This window comes from Clostridium gelidum (assembly GCF_019977655.1).
Taxonomy (GTDB): Bacteria; Bacillota; Clostridia; order Clostridiales; family Clostridiaceae; genus Clostridium; species Clostridium gelidum.
Genome location: NZ_AP024849.1, coordinates 4,474,028 through 4,492,698, shown reverse-complemented (window position 1 = coordinate 4,492,698; position 18,671 = coordinate 4,474,028). Strand labels below are relative to the sequence as shown.

The window sequence follows — 18,671 nt, the reverse complement described above, 5'->3', positions numbered from 1 at the left end:
AGGAAATGAATTTGTTTGAAAATTTATTTAATAAACTAAAAGATGGATTAACAAAGACTAGGAATGGATTAACTGATAAAATTAATGAGGTTTTAAATTTAGCAATAACCATAGATGAAGATTTATATGAAGAATTAGAAGAAATATTAATTATATCGGATGTAGGGATGGATACTACAGTAAATATTATAGAAAGATTAAGAAGCAAGATACGTAAGGAAAAGATAAATGATCCTAAGGAAGTTAAGATTGCATTAAAGGAAGTTATAAAAGATATATTGCTTGAAGGTTCTTATGACGATGATGAAGAATCTAAAAAAGTAATCCTTGTAATTGGAGTTAATGGTGCAGGTAAAACAACTTCTATTGGAAAACTTGCAGCTAAGAACAAAGAAGCTGGTAAAAAAGTATTATTAGCTGCTGCAGATACATTTAGAGCAGCAGCTATAGATCAACTTGAAGTTTGGAGCAGCCGAGCAGGCGTTGATATAGTGAAACATCAAGAAGGTTCAGACCCTGCAGCAGTTATTTTTGATGCAATAGCTGCAGCTAAAGCTAGAAATATTGATTTATTGATATGTGACACTGCAGGAAGACTTCATAACAAGAAGAATTTAATGAATGAACTTGAAAAAATTAATAGAATAATAGATAGGGAGTTAGAAGGTTATAAAAAAGAAACATTACTTGTTTTAGATGCAACTACAGGACAAAATGCTGTGATTCAAGCTAAACAATTTATGGAATCTTGCCCGATTGATGGAATAATATTAACTAAATTAGATGGAACTGCAAAAGGTGGAGTAGTTTTATCAATAAAACAAAGTTTAAATATTCCTGTTAGATATATAGGTGTTGGAGAAGGCATTGAAGATCTTCAAAAGTTTGATGCAGAGGGATTCGCAGAAGCATTAATATAAAATTTTTATATGTGTTAAGTAAAAGTACTTGACACATATAAAAAATCCTGTTAAAATCTTTTTTGTGGGTAAGGTGATTAAATGGAAGATAGAGTTGAAATTTCATTGCTTATGGATTTTTATGGTCCATTGTTAACTGAAAAGCAAAATGAAATTCTGCAGTGGTATTATAATGATGATTTATCTTTATCTGAAATAGCGGAACTCAATAAAACGAGTCGTCAGGCTATTCACGATTTAATCAAAAGATGTTATAAACAACTTCTCTCCTATGAAAGTAAGCTGAGCTTACTTAAAAATAGTATGAATAGAGAAAAGGAAATTATAAATTTTTTAGAGTATTTAAAAAATAAGTATTCCATAGATAATGAGGATATTATAAAATATAAAGAGAAACTAGAAAATTTATAAGGAGGAGACAAACATGGCTTTCGAAGGATTAGGTGAAAAATTACAGGAAACTTTCAGAAAATTAAAAGGTAAAGGAAAGTTGAATGAAAAAGATATAAAAGAAGCCATGAGAGAAGTAAAGCTTGCCTTATTAGAAGCTGATGTTAACTATAAAGTTGTTAAACAATTTATTGCATCTGTTAGCACTAAGTGTGTTGGAGATGAAGTACTTGAAAGTTTAACACCAGGACAACATGTAATAAAAATAGTTAATGAAGAACTTACTAATCTTATGGGTGGTAGTGAAAGTAAAATTAACTACAGTAGTTCAGGTCTTACAGTTATAATGTTGGTTGGATTACAAGGAGCGGGTAAAACTACTATGTGTGGTAAACTTGCGTTAAACCTTAGAAAAGATAATAAGAAACCATTACTCGTAGCATGTGATATTTATAGACCTGCAGCTATAAAACAATTAGAGGTTGTAGGAAAACAAATTGAGATTCCAGTATTCTCTATGGGGGATAAAGTGAGTCCCGTTGAAATTGCAAAGAATGCAATAATTCATGCAAAAGATAATGGAAATAATGTAGTTATTATAGATACTGCAGGTAGACTTCATATTGATGAAGAATTAATGCAGGAATTAAAAAATATAAAAGAAAATGTAAAACCATCAGAAATATTATTAGTTGTTGATTCAATGACTGGTCAAGATGCTGTTAATGTAGCAGAAAATTTTAATAATGATTTAGACTTAAGTGGTGTTATATTAACAAAATTAGATGGTGATACTAGAGGTGGAGCTGCACTTTCAATCAAGAGCATAATTGATAAACCAATTAAATTTGCTGGTATTGGTGAAAAAATGAATGACTTTGAAGTGTTTCATCCTGACAGAATGGCATCTAGAATACTTGGAATGGGTGATGTGTTATCACTTATTGAAAAAGCTCAAGAAGCTATTGATGAAAAGGAAGCAACAGATTTAGGTAAGAGAATGTTAAATCAAGAATTTAACTTTGATGATTATCTAATGGCAATGGAACAAATGAAGAAGCTTGGACCGTTAAACAAAATTATGGAAATGATACCTGGTATGAATTCGAAAGAACTTCAAGGTGTTGATTTTGATAAAGGAACAGAAGCACTTGATAAAAGTAAAGCAGTTATTCAATCTATGACAGCTAAAGAAAGAAAAAATCCAAGTCTTATAGCAAAATCGCCTTCTAGAAAGAGCAGAATAGCTAAAGGATCAGGTACAAGTGTGCAAGAAATTAACAAGCTTATGAAAGGCTATGAAATGATGAAAAAGCAAATGAAGCAAATGAAGTCATTAACAAAGCAAGGAAAGAAGGGCGGCGGCTTATTTGGTAAGCTACCATTCTAGAAAAAAGACATATTTGGTTAAGTATTTTTATACAATACCTAAAATATATAAGCATATTTAAAGGAGGTGAAATTAAAAATGGCAGTAAAAATTAGATTAAGAAGAATGGGTTCTAAAAAAGCACCTTTCTATAGAATAGTTGTTGCAGATTCAAGAGCACCAAGAGATGGTAAATTCATCGAAGAAATTGGATACTACAATCCATTAACTGAACCAATTGACTTTAAAGTTAATGAAGAAAAAGCTACAGCATGGATTGCTAAGGGAGCACAACAAACAGATGTAATTAAAAGACTTTTCACTAACGCAGGCGTTACTAAGTAATTTTTGGAGGTGAATTTCACAATTAGTAGGTACTAATTGTGGACGTTTATGAAGGAATTAGTTGAATTTATCGCTAAATCCCTTGTTGACAACCCAGATTCAGTTGTTGTTAATGAAGTAAATGGAGAACAATCCATAATACTAAAATTAACAGTAGCACCAGAAGATATGGGGAAGATTATAGGTAAGCAAGGAAGAATTGCGAAGGCTATAAGAACAGTTATAAAGGCTGTAGCAGTTAAACATAATAAACGAGTTATAGTAGAAATCATCTAAAAATCAAGAGTTAGGGTTAACCTAACTCTTTTTAGGTATATGAAAAAATATTATATATAAAATAGAGGTGACAAGATTGGATAAATTATTTAAAATTGGTCAAATTATAAATACCCATGGAATTAAAGGTGAAGTTAAAGTTTATCCTTTAACAGAAGATATTAACAAATTTAAACGTCTAAAAACTGTTTTAGTAGGTGGAGTGGAAAAGAATATATTAGGAGTTAAATTTCAAAAGGATAGAGTTATATTAAAAATAGAAGGAATAGACTCTATGAATGATGCTGAAACTTATAAGGAAAAATATATTGAAATTTCAATTGATAAAGAACCTGAACTTCCACCAGATACTTATTATGTTTCAGATTTAAAGCAATGTACAGTATATGATACTGGTGAAAAAGAAATTGGAAGAGTTTTTGATGTAATAAGCACTCCTAATAATGATGTATATTGGATTCAACAACCTAAGGAAGTATTAATACCAGTTCTTAGAGATATAGTACTTAGTATTGATATAAATCTAAAAAAAATCATTATTAAACCAGTTGGACAGTGGCAAGATGAAGATTAGTATATTGACATTATTTCCTGAGATGTTTTCTATTTTTGACCATAGTATTATAGGGAGAGCAAGAGAAAATAATTTAATTGACTTCAGTTTATTAAATATACGAGATTATACTTTAAATAAACATAAAAAAGTTGATGATTCTCCTTATGGTGGTGGTGCAGGAATGGTTATGGCACCTCAACCTATAGTTGATAGTATAAGGTATGCAAAAGAAAATAATAAAGGCAAGGTCATATTTTTAGGACCTAGAGGAAAGACTTTTAATCAAGAAATTGCAAAAGAACTTTCTAAAGAAGATAATCTTATATTTCTATGTGGACATTATGAAGGAATCGATGAAAGAGTTTATAAACATATAGACATGGAACTTTCACTTGGTGATTTTGTATTAACTGGAGGGGAAATGGCTGCAATTCCAGTTATAGACTCCATTCTAAGACTTATTCCAGGTGTTCTTGGAAAAGAAGAAAGTTTTATGGAAGAATCTTTTTATGATGGATTATTAGAATATCCACAATATACTAGACCCGAAGATTTTGAAGGAGATAAGGTTCCTGAAATATTATTATCTGGACATCATGAAAATATAAGAAAATGGAGAAGGGTTAAGTCTTTGAATATAACTAAAAAAAATAGGCCGGATTTATATAAAAATATAACTTTGACTAAAGAAGATATTAAGATTTTGAAGAATAATACAGAAAATTCACATTAAAAAATAAAATATAATACATAATTTTTGTTGAAAAATAAAAAAACATGTGTTATTATTAAAATTGTGCTAGTACGGGCGTTCCTCTGTCACTATATAATATGTTAAGAACGTCAAATTATCTTTAAAGGAGGGAATGCACAATGAACGAAATAATAAGAGCTATTGAAGCTGAACAAATCAGAACTGATCTACCAAACTTTAAGGTTGGAGACAACATAAAAGTTTATGTTAAGGTTAAAGAAGGTACAAGAGAAAGAGTACAAATGTTCGAAGGTACTGTAATGAAAAAACAAAATGGTGGATTAAGAGAAACTTTCACTGTAAGAAGAGTTGCTTTAGGAACTGGAGTTGAAAGAACTTTCCCAATGAATGCGCCAATTATCGAAAAAATCGAAATCTCAAGAAGAGGTAAAGTAAGAAGAGCTAAACTTTACTACTTAAGAGATAGAGTTGGTAAATCTGCTAAAGTTAAAGAATTATTAACTAGATAGTATTAAAAGGGACTGTTTCAGTCCTTTTTTTTATACGTTCAAATAAAAAAATAAGGAGGAATCTACATGGTAATTAATTGGTTCCCGGGACATATGAAAAAAACTCAAAGAGAAATTAAAGAAAACTTAGCATTAGTTGATGCTGTTATTGAAATAAGAGATGCTAGAATTCCTAGAAGCTCAGCTAATCCAGATATTGAAAAGTTATTAGAAGGAAAACCTAGAATTATACTTTTAAACAAAAGTGATTTAACTGATGGTAATGTAACTAGAGAGTGGATTAAACATTTAACTAAAGAAGATGTTAGAGTACTCGAAGTCAACTGTTTAAAAGGTGATGGACTTAAAAATATAAAACCTGAGCTACTTATTCTTCTGAAAGAAAAGCATGATAGATTAAGAACAAGGGGTATGGTTAATATAACAACAAGAGTTATGGTTGTTGGAATACCTAATGTAGGGAAATCTACGTTTATAAATAAATTGGGAAAAAATAATATAGCTAAAACAGGAGATAGACCAGGTGTTACTAAGAGTAAACAATGGATAAAGACAGATATAGGAATTGAGCTTTTAGATACACCAGGAGTATTGTGGCCTAGATTTGAAGATAATAGAACAGCTTTAAATTTAGCTTTTACAGGCGCTATAAAAGATGAAATAATGGATATAGAAGAATTAGCCTTAAAGCTTGTAGAAAGACTGCAAATAAGTTATACAGCTAAATTAATAGAAAGATATAAAATAGCAGAAGTTTTTGAAAATCCAGTAGATACTTTAGATGCTATAGGCAAAAGGCGCGGAACTCTAATTTCAGGAGGACAAATTGACTATAATAGAATAGCAGTTATTTTACTTGATGAATTTAGAGGTGGAAAAATTGGAAACATTTCTTTAGAACGTCCGGGAGATGAAAAAACTAATGATGCTGTTGAATAAGGATACAAAGGTTTTGTCATTTTCAGAAATTAAAGAAGAAATAAATAAAATTTCCATAGTTGATTTATATAAAGATGGAGATAGTGCAAAAGTTATAGATTGGTTAGACGGCGATAAAAGAAAGAATGTATTATCTCTTAAAAATAAAATTCAAAGAGAATTAGATATATATTTAAATGAAATTCAACGAGTTAAAGCAATGTATGATTTTGATAAATCGTTTGGAAATTATAGATATGTGGCAGGTGTAGATGAAGTGGGAAGAGGGCCTCTTGCAGGTCCTATTGTTGCCTGCTGCGTTATGCTTGACTTAAATGTTTTAGATAAAGATTTGATTTTATATGTAAATGATTCTAAAAAAGTAAAAGAATCTAAGAGAGAAGAACTTTCTGAAATTATAAAAGAAAAAGCACTGAGTTATCATATAGCAGTTTCTTCAAATGAGGAAATAGATGAAAGGGGGATATCTTATTCTAATAATAAGATATTTTTAGAGAGCTGTAATTCACTTGCTATAAAGCCTGACTTAGTATTATCAGATGGATATTTAGTTAAGAATATTGAGATAGAAAATAAGGCGGTTATAAAAGGTGATACAAAAAGTGCTTGTATTGCTGCAGCATCAATTGTTGCGAAAGTATATAGAGATAATCTTATGAAAGAATATGCTAAAAAATATCCAAACTATGATTTTGAAAATAATGTTGGATATGGCACATCAAAACATATAGAAGCTTTAAAAAGATATGGAAAATGTGATATACATAGAAATAGCTTTTTAACAAAATTGTTATAAGTGATAAGTGATAAGTGATAAGTGAGAGTCGAAAAAGTGAGAATAGAAATTTCTATGTGAGCTTTTATATTTGGTTTCTCCAACTTAGTTGATGAGTAAATGTGATTTAAGATTAAGAAAAACTCTGTAATAATACTGGAATAAGTAGTATTATTACAGAGTTTTTATCTTTTTAAACAAACTAAATTCATATATGTTGACTAAGTGGGTGATTCACACAAAATCTATGATTTCATGTAAATCATTTATAGTCTAAAAGCATCCTTTAGATGGTTTATTTTAAAAAGTGTATTTTGATTGTTTAAATAAACTTCTATAACATCAAATCTTATATTAATGTTAATTAATTTTTTATAATAAATATAAGAGTTAGTAACTTTTATTATTGATTTTTGTTTTGAAAGATTAATTGATTCTTTAGGTAAACCATAATCATAATTATATCTACCCTTCACTTCAATAATTATTAGTATCTTATCTTTAACACAAATAATATCAATCTCACCTAAAAAATTTCTGAAATTACAATCTAATATATGATAGTTACTGTCAAGTAAATATTTCTTAGCTAAATTTTCACAATAATTTCCGATTTCTTTATTTAATTTTTTCACTAAATCACTCCAACTTTAGAATTAGGCACAAAATAGAATAGTATATTCACTTATAATTTTTGTATATGCCTAATATTAATTTTATGTATTTAAGATTATTAACAATTAAAAATAAATTAAACAAATTTACTTTTTTAGAATTAATATTTAAATGTGTGTCTATAATCGTTAATGGGTGATTTATATGGCAGTAAAAATAATTAGTGCAACGCACAATGGTTTAGAAGGTTTTTTAATAAACGTTGAGGTAGATATATGTAAGGGCTTGCCGGTATTTAATATAGTCGGACTTCCAGATGCCTCAGTAAAAGAAGCTAAAGAGAGAGTTAGAGCAGCAATTACAAATTGTGGCTTTGAGTTTCCACTCGGCAGAATTACTATTAATTTGGCTCCAGCAGATGTAAGGAAGATAGGCTCCCTTTTAGATTTACCTATTGCACTTGGAATTCTTATGGAGTCTAATCAAATATTTAGGAAAGATATGAAGGAATATATAGTATTTGGAGAATTATCTCTATTTGGTGAACTGAAAGGAATAAAAGGGACGATACCTATAATAATTGAAGGTGTTAAGGAGAAGATTAATAAGTTTATTTTTCCTTATGACAATGTAGAAGAAAGTTATTATTTTGAAGGTGGAGAGTACTATCCTTTAAAAACTTTAAAAGAAGTAATTTCATATATTACATATGAGGATGTACTTCCTTATGAAGCAGATAATGAAATTAAAGTTTACGAAAGTGACGATTCATTAGATTATGGTGGTATTATAGGTCAGTATTCATCTAAAAGAGCACTAGAAATAGCAGCGGCTGGAAATCACAATGTTATTCTCTATGGAGAGCCTGGATGTGGTAAAACAATGCTTGCAAAAGCTTTAATATCAATTTTACCATCTTTATCTCAAGAAGAATTAATAGAAATTGCAAAGATTTATAGCGCAAGTGGTCTTATAACTAAAACTTCACATATTAGTAGACCTTTTAGATCTCCACATCATACAACTACAAGAGTAGCATTAATTGGCGGTGGAAAAGAAATAAAACCTGGTGAAATAACACTTGCACATAATGGAATATTATTCTTAGATGAAATTTTAGAATTTAAAAAGGAAGCTTTAGAATCTCTACGGGAACCTCTTGAAGAGAAATATGTAAATATAAATAGGATTAGTGGAAGTTATCAAATGCCTGCTAATTTTTTGCTTATTGGTGCGTTTAATCCTGTTGAAAACAATCAAGATAAAGAGTGTAGTGAGGATAACTATTATTTAAATACTAAGATTAAAAAATACTCTAAAAAGTTTTCAAGTGCGTTATTAGATAGGATTGATATTTTGAATTATGTTCCTAGATTGAATTATGATGAAATAAAGAATGAAAGAGACACCTATGATTCGAAAATTATGAGAGAAAATGTTCTTAGAGCTAGATTGATTCAAAAAGAAAGATTTAAAAATACAGCATATAAATATAATTCGGATATAAAAGGAAAGAATATTTTTGAAATATGCAGAGTTAATAATAAATGTACAGAAATTCTAAAACATTATTACAATGACTGCAATGTATCTTTAAGAGGATATGGTAAGGTAATAAAATTATCAAGAACAATAGCAGATATAGAAAATGAAAAAGATATACTAGAAGGACATCTTTTAGAAGCTTTTAGTTATAGAAAAAATATTAATGGAGAAATTATTTGATGTCGAGCCACTGTAAGCAACTATTATGATTATATTAAAGTAGGAGTTAAGAGTGGCACGATCCTAGATAAGTGAAAGGAATATAGATAAATGGATTATGATTTATGGTTAATACTTGTTAATATATCAAACTTTCGAAAGAAAAAGTTAATTGATACATATAAAAGTGCAAAAAATGTATATAATAATTTTGAAGAAATATTAAAAGAAAATAAAATAATATCAAAAAAATTAAATAATTTTCAAAAAGATGATTTGTACTATGAAACTATAAATCTCAAAGAAACATTATTTAAAAAAAAAATCGGTTATATTACATACGCCAATCCTTTATATAGTGAGAAATTAAGTGGGATTTTAGATTCGCCATATTTTCTGTTTTATAGGGGAAATATAGATCTCATAAATAAGAAATCTATAGGAGTTGTAGGGGCAAGAAAATGCTCAAATTATGGATTGGCTGCAACAAAGCTCTTGACAAAGGAGCTTATTACTAATAATATAACGCTTATAAGTGGAGGCGCAAGAGGAATAGATTCCATTGCACATAAAACAGCTTTGGAGAATAATGGATATAACATATCCGTATTAGGTTGTGGAATAGACATAACGTATCCATCTGAAAACGAAGGTTTGTTTTCAAAGATAGCAGAAAATGGCGTAGTAATTTCTGAATTTTTACTTGGTACACCACCATTAAAAGATAATTTTCCTAGGAGAAATAGAATAATTAGTGGGCTTAGCGAAGGTGTAATAGTAGTAGAAGCGTCAGAAAAAAGTGGATCATTAATAACAGCAAGATTAGCATTACAGCAACAAAAGACAGTTATGGCTGTACCTGGTTCCATATTTTATAGTGGAGCAAGGGGTTCTAATAAATTGCTTAGAGATGGTGCTGTAATTTGTACAGATGTAGAAGATTTAAGAGTTACACTTAGCTTAGAACATGTTCACATTAAACCTATGAAGTTTACACCAGAAAAAAATGAAATATTAGATATGATAACAGATTCACCAGTTCATATAGATGATATTTTTAAAAATACGTCTGTAGATAGAGGTGCTTTATATGCATTACTATTTGAAATGCAGATAAAAAGTGAAATTATTTGTTTACCTGGAAATTACTATGTGAGAACAATTTAAAAATGTATAGGGGGGTGAATACTTCATAAATTTTATGAAGTTGTAATATGGGACAAAAACTTGTAATTGTTGAATCACCGGCAAAAGCAAAAACAATCGCAAAATATTTGGGAAAAAATTATATAGTAGAAGCATCAATGGGGCATGTAAGAGATTTACCTAAGAGTAGATTGGGCGTTGATATAGATAATAACTATACTCCTAAATATATAAACATTAGAGGAAAGGGAGAATTAATAGATAAATTAAGAAAAGCTGCTAAAAAAGCAGATAAAGTTTATCTAGCTACCGATCCAGATCGTGAAGGAGAAGCTATTTCATGGCACTTAGCTAATATTTTAAAAATTTCAGAAGATGAAACATGTAGAATTGTATTTAATGAAGTTACAAAGACTGCTGTAAAGGCATCTATAAAAGAAGCAAGAAAAATTGATTTAGATTTAGTAGATGCACAACAAGCAAGAAGAATATTAGATAGGCTAGTTGGTTATGAAATAAGTCCAATCTTATGGAAAAATGTAAAATGGGGACTTAGTGCAGGCAGAGTACAATCAGTAGCTTTGAAATTAATATGTGATAGAGAAAAGGAAATAAATGAATTCATTCCCAAGGAGTACTGGTCTATAGATTGTATGCTGAAAAAAGAAAAAAAGAAGTTTCCAGCGAGACTTTCAACATATAAAGGAAAAAAGATTGAAATTGAAAATGAAGAATTGTCAAATAGAATTGTAAGTGAACTTGAAGGTGGAAACTTTATTGTAAAAAACATAAAGAAAGGTAAGAAAAATAGAAATCCACTTCCGCCGTTCACAACAAGTACACTTCAACAAGAAGCAAATAAAAAATTAAATTTTATGACTAAAAGAACTATGTCTATAGCACAAGGACTTTATGAAGGTGTAGAAATAAAAGGTTATGGAACAGTAGGCTTGATAACATACATGAGAACGGACTCGGTAAGAATTTCTGAAGAAGCACAAACTAAAACTAAAGAATTTATTGAAAATACTTATGGCGAAAAATATGTACCGAGTTCTCCAAGAATATATAAAGGTAAAAAGAATATTCAAGATGCCCATGAAGCAATAAGACCTACTTATGTTGAAATTACACCACAAATTGCAAAAGAAAACTTGAATGCAGAACAATTTAAATTATATTCATTAATATGGAACAGGTTTGTGGCAAGTCAAATGGCATCATGTGAACTAAATACAAATTCAATAGATATATTAAATGGGGATTATAAATTTAAAGCATCAGGTTCAATAATTTCTTTTGATGGTTTTATGAAAATATATGAATATTCAAATGAAGATGACGAAAGTTCAGTATTATTACCAGATTTAGAAGAGGATGAAGAACTTAAAACAGATTCACTTAAAGGGACTCAACATTTTACTCAACCGCTACCTAGATACACTGAAGCATCATTTGTTAAATTGTTAGAAGAAAAAGGAATAGGTAGACCGAGTACTTATGTACCAACTATTTCAACTATACTTGGAAGAAACTATGTTATCCGTGAAAAGAAGAACTTATTACCCACGGAACTTGGAGATATAGTAAATAATATCGTAAGTGAATATTTTAAACAAATAGTAGACGTAGATTTTACAGCGGATATGGAGAAAAAGCTTGATGATGTAGAAGAGGGATCTGAAAATTGGACTAAAATAGTTGGAGAGTTTTTTGATCCATTAAAAATTGCAATTGAGAAAGCGGAAAAAGAAATATCGAAGGTTGTAATTGAAGATAAGGTCAGCGATGTAAAATGTGAAAAATGTGGACGTATGATGGTAATTAAAAGAGGTAGATTTGGTGAATTTTTAGCATGCCCAGGATATCCAGAATGTAAAAATGCTAAACCTATAGTTGAAGAATTAGATGTACCGTGTCCAGAGTGTGGAAAAACTATTGTAGCTAAGAAAAGCAAAAAGGGAAAGAAATTTTTTGGATGCTCAGGATATCCAGAGTGCAAGTTTGTAAGTTGGTATGAACCAGTAAAAGAAAAATGTCCTAATTGTAATTCTTATATGGTATTGAAATATTCAAAGACAAAAGGAAAGTATATACAATGCTCAAATAGTGAATGTAATTATAAAGAAGAATTAAAAAAGGATATAACAGAAGATGAAGAAAAGTAAATATAAAAATAGCGTTAATAAACAAGAAATATTATTTTGTCGAATCACAAAAAAAGAATGTTGAAAAGCAGAATTTTATATGATAAACTAGTCTTAATAGCAACTTGTAAAAAAATTCAATAAATTAAGAATTTTCTAACAATTATATTCTTTTTATTTAAGACATATTTGGACAGGTGTTTTTGTGTTTAAATAATATTGTTATACAGTTGCCAAGGAGGATAAGAATATGTCATCATTATTAAGTAAAACTAGAATGTTAAATAAGATTTTGCTGAGGTCTGGTACAGAACCTTTGGCATTCCAAGATATATGTACATTATTAAGTGAAGTTCTTGAATGTAATGCATACATAATAAGTAGAAAAGGAAAAGTACTTGGCTATACGTTTGGTAAGGATTTTGAATGTGAAGCTATGGAGAAAAAGGTAATAGAAGATAAAAAATTTCCTGAAGATTACAATAAATCACTTTTGCAAGTTAATGAGACATTGGCAAATCTTCCTAATGAAGGTAGATGTGTATTCCAAGAAATTGGTAACTGTAAAAAAGTAGATAAATTATCGACAATAGTTCCGATTATAGGAAGTAGAGAAAGATTAGGGACATTAATATTAGCTAGATTTGGGACCTCTTTTACAGATGAAGATTTAGTGTTAGTAGAATATAGTGCAACAATTGTAGGAATGGAAATGATTAGAGCTATGCAAGATGAAATTGCAGAAGAAACTAGAAAAAAAGCAGTTGTTCAATTGGCAATAGGAACTCTTTCTTATTCTGAGCTAGAAGCTGTTGAACATATATTTGAAGAACTAAATGGAAGTGAAGGATTGTTAGTAGCTTCAAAGATAGCAGATAAAGTGGGAATAACTAGAAGTGTTATAGTAAATGCACTCAGAAAGTTTGAGAGTGCTGGAGTGATTGAATCTAGATCTCTTGGCATGAAAGGAACTTATATAAAGATATTAAATGAAAAATTAACAGAAGAATTAAAAAAGATTAAATAAATTAAGTAGCTATAGGTAAAAGGTATCCTATAGCTATTTTTGATTTTAAAGGAACATATATGAAAATGAAATGTGGCATATTTAGCTAATTTATTTTTTAAACTGTCTAAATTGAAAAATTTTTGTTGATACGTTAAATACCTTGTGATATACTACTTAAGATAACAAATACACACATTATCCAATTTATAGATTAGGTGCCCTTAATTTAAGGGAAATTTATAAGCTAAAGATAGTGGCGGTAAAAACCAAGGAGGTAACAAAATGTCAGTAATATCAATGAAACAATTATTAGAAGCAGGTGTACATTTCGGCCACCAAACAAGAAGATGGAACCCTAAGATGGCTCAATACATCTTCACAGAAAGAAATGGGATCTATATAATAGATCTTCAAAAAACAGTTAAGAAGGCTGAAGAAGCTTATAACTTTATTAAACAAGTATCTGAAGAAGGAAAAGATGTACTTTTTGTTGGAACTAAGAAGCAAGCTCAAGAAGCAATTCATGACGAAGCTATAAGAAGTAACATGCATTTCGTAAATAACAGATGGTTAGGTGGAATGTTAACAAACTTCCAAACTATCAAAGGTAGAATAAGAAAATTAGAACAAATAGAAAAAATGCAAGAAGATGGAACTTTTGAAGTTCTTCCTAAGAAGGAAGTTATAAAGCTTAAGGCACAAATGGAAAAGCTTACAACTAATCTTGGTGGTATTAGAAACTTAGACGTTGAAAATGTTGGAGCAATGTTTATCGTTGATCCAAGAAAAGAAAAGAACGCTATATTAGAAGCTAGAATTTTAGGAATACCAGTAGTTGCCATTGTAGATACTAACTGTGATCCAGAAGAAGTTGATTATGTTATTCCAGGTAATGATGATGCTATTAGAGCTGTTAAATTAATAACTGCTAAAATGGCTGATGCTATTATGGAAGGAAGACAAGGCGAAGAATTAGCTGAATAATTCAAATATAAGGGGTAAGTGAGGTTCACTTTACTGCCCTTTTATTAGAAGTTAAAGGATTACTTTATTATTTAGGAGGAATTTAGATTATGGCAAATATAAGTGCACAATTAGTTAAAGAACTAAGAGAAATGACTGGTTCTAAAATGATGGATTGTAAAAAAGCTTTAGTAGAAACAGATGGAGATATTGAAAAAGCTGTTGAATTTTTAAGAGAAAAAGGACTTTCCGATGCAGCTAAAAAATCTAGTAGAGTTGCTGCAGAAGGTGTAGTTAAAACATATATTGCAGATGATAAGAAAAGTGGAGCAGTTCTTGAATTTAACTGTGAAACAGATTTTGTTGCTTTAAATGAAGAATTTGTTGCTTTTGCTGATAAGTTAGCTAAAATAGCAGTTGAAAAGTCAATTGCTACAGTAGAAGAACTTCTTAATGAAAAGTTTGATGGAGAAACTGTAGTTTCAGAAAGCTTAAAAGCTTTAATAGCAAAACTTGGTGAAAACATGTCAGTTAGAAGATTCACTAAATTCTCTGTTGAAAATGGAGTAGTTAAGAGCTATATTCATGGTGGTGGAAGAATTGGAGTTCTAGTAGAAGTTGCTTGCGACAAAGATTCAGAAGTTCTTGATGAAGTTGGAAAAGAAGTTTGTATGCAAATTGCTGCTTCAAATCCATTATTCTTAAGCAAAGATGATGTTGATACAGAATCTATGGATAAAGAAAAAGAAATCTATAGAGTTCAAGCTTTAAATGAAGGAAAACCTGAAAAAATCGTTGATAAAATGGTTATGGGAAGAATTAATAAGTACTTTAAAGAAGTTTGTCTTTTAGAACAACCATGGGTTAAGGATGGCGATAAGTCAATTGCTAAATTCTTAGAAGAGAAATCTAAAGAGGTTGGTTCTCCAATTACAGTAACTAGATTCGTAAGATACGAAAGAGGAGAAGGAATCGAAGTTGAAAAGGTAGACTTTGCTGAAGAAGTTGCAAGACAAATCGGTAAATAGTTAAAACCTAAAGAGAACACTTTGTGTTCTCTTTTTTTAAAGAATAAGGCAGATGAAAGAAAATAACAAGTCAAAGATGAGATGTATATTTTGCATCAGACAAGGAGGCATATTTATCTCATAGTAGGCTATTAGGTGAATATGCCGATGCAGTATGATGAAAAATAGACTAGCATACTGGCTTGTTATTTTTTGGAATGTGCGAAAGCAAATATAATCTCTAAAAAATTCAGGAGGTAATTATAAATGTCAGATTGCAAATACAAGAGAGTAATTTTAAAGATTTCAGGTGAAGCATTAGCTGGAGATAGTGGATTTGGACTTGATTTTAATGTTGCTAAGAGAATAGCACTTGAAATTAAAGAATTAGTAGACATGGGTGTTGAAGTAGGAACTGTAGTTGGTGGCGGAAACATTTGGAGAGGCAGAAGTGGAGAAGGCATGGACAGAACTACTGCAGATTACATGGGAATGATGGCAACTTGTATAAATGCATTAGCGCTACAAGATTCTTTAGAACAAGTAGGTGTTAGAACTAGAGTACAAACTGCTATAGAAATGAAGGAAATTGCAGAACCATTCATAAGAAGAAGAGCAATGAGACACTTAGAAAAAGGAAGAGTTGTTATTTTTGCGGCTGGTACAGGAAATCCATATTTTTCAACAGATACTACTGCAGCACTTAGAGCTGCTGAAATTGAAGCAGATGTAATTCTTTTAGCTAAAAAGGTTGATGGCGTTTATGATAAAGATCCTCATAAGTACCCAGATGCTAAAAAATATGATACACTATCATATATAGAAGTATTAGACCAAGGATTACAAGTTATGGATTCTACAGCAACTTCATTATGTATGGATAATGGAATTCCAATTCTTGTATTTGGATTAGATGAACCAGGAAATATTAAAAGAGCAATGTATGGAGAGAATATTGGTACATTAGTAACAAAGAAATAGGAGGAGAATCATGATTAAGGAAATCATTAAAAATGCAGAAGAAAAAATGAAAAAAACACTATCTGTGTTAGAGTCGGATCTATCAACAATGAAGGCAGGTAGAGCAAACCCAACAATGCTTGATAGAATTCATGTTGATTATTATGGAAGTATGTGTCCACTTAGCCAGGTGGCAAATGTTTCAGCTCCAGAACCAAGAGTACTTATGATAACACCATGGGAAAAACCTCTATTAAAAGAAATAGAAAAAGCTATCTTAAAATCAGATTTAGGTTTAAACCCTTCAAATGATGGTTCAATTATTAGATTAGTAGTACCAGAATTAACAGAAGAAACTAGAAAAGTTCTTGTTAAGAAAGTAAAGAAAACAGGAGAAGATGCTAAGGTAGCTATAAGATCAATTAGAAAAACCGCTAATGATAAAATTAAAGATTTAAAAAAAGATTCTGATTTCTCGGAAGATCAAATAAAAAAAGCTGAAGATGAGATTCAAAAGAAGACTGATGCAGTTGTAAAGCAAATAGATAGTATAATTGCGACAAAAGAAAAATCAGTACTATCAGTTTAAAGCTCAAAACCTGCTAAAAAGCAGGTTTTTTCCATTAAAAACCAGGGGGAGAAAATATGTTAAATATATTTAAATCAAAAAAAGAATATAAAGAAAATTTTGACTTGGATATGAATAACATACCAAATCATATAGCTATAATAATGGATGGGAATGGACGATGGGCCAAAGAACAAAATTTGCCAAGAAGCATGGGACATAAGGCAGGGGTTGAAACTATTAGAATAATCCTAAAAGAAGCTACAAGACTTGGTGTGAAGAATTTAACTTTATATGCTTTTTCAACTGAGAATTGGTCAAGACCTAAGGACGAAGTTGGAACATTAATGAAGCTTTTAGTTACTTATTTAAGAAAAGAGTTAAAAGAATGTCATGAAAATGGCGTTAGAATGAACGTTTTAGGTGATATTACAAAATTGCCACAGGAATGTCAAAAAGCTTTAAATGAAGCTATAGAAACTACTAAGAATAATACAAAGATAAACTTAAGTTTTGCTTTAAACTATGGTGGAAGAGATGAAATAGTTAGAGCTATTAAGCTTATTAGTTCAGATGTAAAAAATAATATAATAAAAGAAGACGAAATTAATGAAAAGTTGGTAGAAGAATATTTATATACTAAAGATATACCAGATCCGGATTTAATTATTAGACCATCTGGAGAACAAAGAATTAGTAATTTCTTGCTATGGCAATGTGCTTACTCTGAATTTTGGTATTCTGATATAAATTGGCCAGATTTTAAAGAAATAGATTTAAAAAGAGCCATAGTGGATTATCAAAATAGGGATAGGCGCTTTGGAAAAGTTAAATAGAGGAGTGATTAGATTTTGAAGTCTAATAATAGATATTTAGGTGCTGCGATAATTGCTCCATTTATAATATTTGTTTTTCTTGGAGGAATGTATCTTAAAGGCTTTGTATTTGCATTATCTATAGTGGCAATTTGGGAATTTTATAATGCGCTAAAAGAGAAAAATTTCAAACCAATAAGAAGTGCGGGATATATTCTTTTGGTAATATATTATCTTCTAAATAATAATTTTGAACTAATGATGTATGTTATTGTTGCAGCAGCATTTATATTATTAATACTTCCAGTTATAAATTCGGAATATACGTTTATTGATGTTTCATTAACACTATTAGGATTTATATATTGCGGAATTTTATTTGGTTTTGTATATTTAGTTAGTGCAAAACCAGCGGGTGAATTTTTAATTTGGATTATATTTATTGGTTCATGGCTTTCAGACACAGCAGCTTTTTATAGTGGCAAATTTTTTGGTAAACATAAACTTTCACCTAGAGTATCACCTAAAAAAACTATAGAAGGTTCAATAGGGGGACTTATAGGAGCGACGATTTTTACTGGAATTTTTGGAATTATAGTACAAAGATATATAAATATTATGCCAATATATAATTATTTTATAATAGGTGCTTTGTGCGGAATATTTGGTCAATTTGGAGATTTAGTTGCGTCTTCAATAAAAAGATATGTGGGAATTAAGGACTATAGTAATTTAATACCAGGACATGGAGGAATATTAGATAGATTTGATAGTATAATATTCTCAGCAACTGTTGTTTTTTATTACTTAACTTTTATAATAAAACTTTAGGAAAATAATCGCAAATTTATAAATTTGCGATTTTTTTATGTAAATTAAATTATGGAGTTTTTAAGCAAATATAATAAGCATATACATACTATAAAGTAAAACTTTTAAGGTG

21 protein-coding genes are annotated in these 18,671 nt (G+C 29.8%); 20 read left to right on the top strand and 1 reads right to left on the bottom strand.

Translation table 11 applies throughout. The annotated features are described in order from the left end of the window. Nucleotides 1-11 precede the first annotated feature (11 nt). The 10 genes from ftsY (at nucleotide 12) to psyc5s11_RS20575 (ending at nucleotide 6,815) form a co-directional block, all read left to right on the top strand. Nucleotides 12-920 carry a signal recognition particle-docking protein FtsY gene (ftsY, locus tag psyc5s11_RS20620; RefSeq protein ID WP_224034353.1) on the top strand — a complete coding sequence of 303 codons (909 nt, stop codon included), beginning with the start codon at nucleotides 12-14 and terminating at the stop codon, nucleotides 918-920. Between the two features lie 81 nt (nucleotides 921-1,001). Continuing rightward, entirely contained in the window at nucleotides 1,002-1,331 is a 330-nt protein-coding gene (locus psyc5s11_RS20615; RefSeq protein WP_224034352.1) for a putative DNA-binding protein, read from the top strand. 13 nt (nucleotides 1,332-1,344) lie between these two features. Next, on the top strand, nucleotides 1,345-2,700 hold the full coding sequence (gene ffh, locus psyc5s11_RS20610; protein ID WP_224034351.1) for a signal recognition particle protein: 1,356 nt from the start codon (nucleotides 1,345-1,347) through the stop codon (nucleotides 2,698-2,700). Between the two features lie 78 nt (nucleotides 2,701-2,778). After that, entirely contained in the window at nucleotides 2,779-3,024 is a 246-nt protein-coding gene (gene rpsP / locus psyc5s11_RS20605; RefSeq protein ID WP_224034350.1) for a 30S ribosomal protein S16, read from the top strand. Nucleotides 3,025-3,072: 48 nt separating this feature from the next. Further along, the gene (locus tag psyc5s11_RS20600) at nucleotides 3,073-3,300 is read left to right on the top strand and encodes a KH domain-containing protein (protein ID WP_224034349.1); all 228 of its coding nucleotides are present in this window, start codon (nucleotides 3,073-3,075) and stop codon (nucleotides 3,298-3,300) included. Nucleotides 3,301-3,376: 76 nt separating this feature from the next. Beyond that, nucleotides 3,377-3,874, top strand: a complete 498-nt coding sequence (gene rimM, locus psyc5s11_RS20595; protein ID WP_224034348.1) for a ribosome maturation factor RimM — start codon at nucleotides 3,377-3,379, stop codon at nucleotides 3,872-3,874. Continuing rightward, nucleotides 3,864-4,589, top strand: coding sequence for a tRNA (guanosine(37)-N1)-methyltransferase TrmD (gene trmD, locus psyc5s11_RS20590; RefSeq protein ID WP_224034347.1), 726 nt, complete (start codon nucleotides 3,864-3,866; stop codon nucleotides 4,587-4,589). Before rimM ends, trmD begins: the two co-directional genes overlap by 11 nt. A gap of 140 nt (nucleotides 4,590-4,729) precedes the next feature. Then, nucleotides 4,730-5,080 carry a 50S ribosomal protein L19 gene (gene rplS, locus psyc5s11_RS20585; protein ID WP_158518210.1) on the top strand — a complete coding sequence of 117 codons (351 nt, stop codon included), beginning with the start codon at nucleotides 4,730-4,732 and terminating at the stop codon, nucleotides 5,078-5,080. 66 nt (nucleotides 5,081-5,146) lie between these two features. Then, on the top strand, nucleotides 5,147-6,019 hold the full coding sequence (gene ylqF, locus psyc5s11_RS20580) for a ribosome biogenesis GTPase YlqF (protein WP_224034346.1): 873 nt from the start codon (nucleotides 5,147-5,149) through the stop codon (nucleotides 6,017-6,019). Further along, entirely contained in the window at nucleotides 5,991-6,815 is an 825-nt protein-coding gene (locus psyc5s11_RS20575; protein ID WP_375541968.1) for a ribonuclease HII, read from the top strand. The genes ylqF and psyc5s11_RS20575 overlap by 29 nt, the downstream gene beginning before the upstream one ends. Nucleotides 6,816-7,060: 245 nt before the next feature. On the opposite strand, the gene psyc5s11_RS20570 is transcribed toward psyc5s11_RS20575, so the two are convergent. Next, nucleotides 7,061-7,429 (bottom strand): YraN family protein, encoded by a 369-nt coding sequence (locus psyc5s11_RS20570; RefSeq protein ID WP_224034345.1) that lies wholly within the window; start codon nucleotides 7,427-7,429, stop codon nucleotides 7,061-7,063. A gap of 184 nt (nucleotides 7,430-7,613) precedes the next feature. Between psyc5s11_RS20570 and psyc5s11_RS20565 the strand changes: the two genes are divergently transcribed. From psyc5s11_RS20565 to psyc5s11_RS20520, 10 genes are all read left to right on the top strand, one after another. Next, entirely contained in the window at nucleotides 7,614-9,134 is a 1,521-nt protein-coding gene (locus psyc5s11_RS20565; protein WP_224034344.1) for a YifB family Mg chelatase-like AAA ATPase, read from the top strand. Between the two features lie 90 nt (nucleotides 9,135-9,224). Next, a complete protein-coding gene (gene dprA / locus psyc5s11_RS20560) occupies nucleotides 9,225-10,280 on the top strand; it encodes a DNA-processing protein DprA (RefSeq protein WP_224034343.1) in 1,056 nt (351 codons plus the stop codon). Between the two features lie 47 nt (nucleotides 10,281-10,327). Next, nucleotides 10,328-12,427 carry a type I DNA topoisomerase gene (gene topA / locus psyc5s11_RS20555; protein WP_224034342.1) on the top strand — a complete coding sequence of 700 codons (2,100 nt, stop codon included), beginning with the start codon at nucleotides 10,328-10,330 and terminating at the stop codon, nucleotides 12,425-12,427. A 229-nt stretch (nucleotides 12,428-12,656) separates the two neighbouring features. Next, nucleotides 12,657-13,433, top strand: a complete 777-nt coding sequence (gene codY / locus psyc5s11_RS20550) for a GTP-sensing pleiotropic transcriptional regulator CodY (RefSeq protein ID WP_224034341.1) — start codon at nucleotides 12,657-12,659, stop codon at nucleotides 13,431-13,433. 264 nt (nucleotides 13,434-13,697) lie between these two features. Then, nucleotides 13,698-14,399, top strand: coding sequence for a 30S ribosomal protein S2 (gene rpsB / locus psyc5s11_RS20545; protein WP_224034340.1), 702 nt, complete (start codon nucleotides 13,698-13,700; stop codon nucleotides 14,397-14,399). An 89-nt stretch (nucleotides 14,400-14,488) separates the two neighbouring features. Further along, a complete protein-coding gene (tsf, locus tag psyc5s11_RS20540; RefSeq protein WP_224034339.1) occupies nucleotides 14,489-15,406 on the top strand; it encodes a translation elongation factor Ts in 918 nt (305 codons plus the stop codon). A gap of 246 nt (nucleotides 15,407-15,652) precedes the next feature. Beyond that, nucleotides 15,653-16,366, top strand: coding sequence for a UMP kinase (gene pyrH, locus psyc5s11_RS20535; RefSeq protein ID WP_224034338.1), 714 nt, complete (start codon nucleotides 15,653-15,655; stop codon nucleotides 16,364-16,366). Nucleotides 16,367-16,376: 10 nt separating this feature from the next. After that, a complete protein-coding gene (frr, locus tag psyc5s11_RS20530) occupies nucleotides 16,377-16,934 on the top strand; it encodes a ribosome recycling factor (RefSeq protein WP_224034337.1) in 558 nt (185 codons plus the stop codon). Between the two features lie 56 nt (nucleotides 16,935-16,990). Further along, nucleotides 16,991-17,749, top strand: a complete 759-nt coding sequence (locus psyc5s11_RS20525) for an isoprenyl transferase (RefSeq protein WP_224034336.1) — start codon at nucleotides 16,991-16,993, stop codon at nucleotides 17,747-17,749. 15 nt (nucleotides 17,750-17,764) lie between these two features. Continuing rightward, nucleotides 17,765-18,559: a phosphatidate cytidylyltransferase gene (locus psyc5s11_RS20520; protein ID WP_224034335.1), complete on the top strand. Its 795-nt coding sequence runs from the start codon at nucleotides 17,765-17,767 to the stop codon at nucleotides 18,557-18,559. Nucleotides 18,560-18,671: the final 112 nt, after the last annotated feature.